1 pseudogene is annotated in these 2,141 nt (G+C 73.8%); it reads right to left on the bottom strand.

Features of this window, described 5'->3' with window-relative positions:
* Positions 1-2,141, bottom strand: a pseudogene (locus G3I65_RS41295) (beta-ketoacyl synthase N-terminal-like domain-containing protein); the annotation flags it as partial.

Raw genomic sequence — 2,141 nt, forward strand, 5'->3', positions numbered from 1 at the left:
CCGAGCCGGGTGAGCAGCCGGGTGGCCTGCGCGCGCAGAGCCGCGGGGGTCTTGCCCGACACCGTGAACGGGAGGACCGCCAGTGCCGTCGCGGGCTCCGGCGCGGCCGCGGTGACCGCCGGCGCCTGTTCGAGGACGGTGTGGGCGTTGGTGCCGCTGATCCCGAACGAGGACACCGCCGCGCGGCGCGGGCGCCCGGTCTCGGGCCACGGCGTCGCCTCGGTCAGCAGCCGGACCTCGCCCGCGGTCCAGTCCACATGGGACGACGGCGCGTCGACGTGCAGGGTGCGCGGCAGCACGCCGTGGCGCATCGCCAGCACCATCTTGATCACGCCCGCGACGCCCGCGGCGGCCTGGGTGTGGCCGATGTTGGACTTGATCGAGCCCAGCAGCAGCGGGCGGTCCGCCTGCCGGTCCCGGCCGTAGGTCGCCAGCAGGGCGGTGGCCTCGATCGGGTCGCCCAGCGTGGTGCCGGTGCCGTGCGCCTCGACCGCGTCCACTTCGGACGGTGCCAGCCCGGCCGAAGCCAGTGCCTGCTGGATGACGCGTTGCTGGGACGGCCCGTTCGGGGCGGTCAGGCCGTTGGACGCGCCGTCGGAGTTGACCGCCGAGCCGCGCAGGACGGCCAGCACCTCGTGGCCGTTGCGCTGGGCGTCGGAGAGCTTCTCCAGCACGAGGATGCCGACGCCTTCGGACCAGCCGACGCCGTCGGCGGAGTCCGAAAAGGACTTGCAGCGGCCGTCGGCCGCGAGGCCGCCCTGCGCGCTGAAGCTGATGAACGCGCCCGGGGTCGCCATCACGGTCACGCCGCCGGCCAGCGCCAGCGTGCACTCGCCCGCCCGCAGTGCCTGCACCGCCCAGTGCATGGCGACCAGCGACGAGGAGCACGCCGTGTCGACGGTGACCGCCGGGCCTTCCAGGCCGAGTGCGTAGGACACGCGCCCGGACATCACGCTGCCGGCGGTGCCGACGCCGAGGAACCCCTGCGACTCCAACGGGAATTCGCTGCCGGTGCCGTAGTCGTGGTACATCACGCCGGCGAACACGCCGGTCCGGCTGCCCCGCAACGACACCGGGTCGATCCCGGCCCGCTCGACGGCCTCCCACGAAGCCTCCAGCAGCAGCCGCTGCTGGGGGTCCATGGCCAGCGCCTCCCGCGGGGAGATCCCGAAGAACCCGGCGTCGAACTCCCCCGCGTCGTGCAGGAAGCCGCCCATGCCGGTGTAGGTCTTGCCCTTCTGGTCCCGGTCGGCGCCGTAGAGCGCCTCCAGGTCCCAGCCACGGGTGGCCGGGAACTCCGAGATCCCGTCGCCCTCCTCGGTGACCAGGCGCCACAGGTCCTCGGGCGAGGCGACGCCGCCGGGGTAGCGGCACGCCATCGACACGATCGCGATCGGTTCCTGCCTGCCCGACTCGGCTTCCTCGAGGCGCTTGCGGGTCTGCGCCAGGTCCGCGGTGACCCACTTGAGGTAGTCGACGAGCTTCTGGTCCTCGGGCATGCGGCTCAGCCTCTCTGGTCGAACGGGCCGGCCGGCGGTGTCGCACCGCCCAGCCTGCCGAGTTCGTTGTCGATGAAGGCGAAGACCTCGTCGGTGCTCGCGGCCTCGATGCGGTCCGCGAGCCCGGTGTCCGGCGGCGCGGCTTCGGTCGCGCCGACCTTGGCCAGCAGCCGGCGCAACCGGTCGGCGACGCCGGTCCGGGCGAGGTCTTCGGTGGTGCTGGCGTCGACCGCGGAGTCGAGCCGGTCCAGTTCCGCGAGCAGGGAGTACGTTTCCCGCGGCTCCGGAACGAGTTCGTCCTTGAGGTGCGCGGCCAGCTCGGCAGGCGTGGGGTAGTCGAAGACCAGCGTCGAGCCGAGCCGGAGCCCGGTCGCGGCGCTGATCCGGTTGCGCAGCTCGACCGCGGTGAGGGAGTCGAAGCCGAGTTCGCGGAACTCCAGCCCCGCCTCGACGGTGCTCGCCGAGGCGTAGCCGAGGACCGCGGCGACCTGCGTGCGGACCAGGTCGAGCAGGATCCGCCGGCGTTCGCCGTCCTTGAGCCCGGCGAGCGACTGCCTGAAGTCCGCGGCCGCTTCCGCGGCCCCGGTGCCGGCCGCGCGGCGCGCGGTGCGGGTCAGCGGGCGGAGCAGCCAGGGCAGTTCG

The organism is Amycolatopsis sp. SID8362 (genome assembly GCF_010550475.1).
In the GTDB taxonomy this organism is placed as follows: Bacteria; Actinomycetota; Actinomycetes; order Mycobacteriales; family Pseudonocardiaceae; genus Amycolatopsis; species Amycolatopsis eburnea.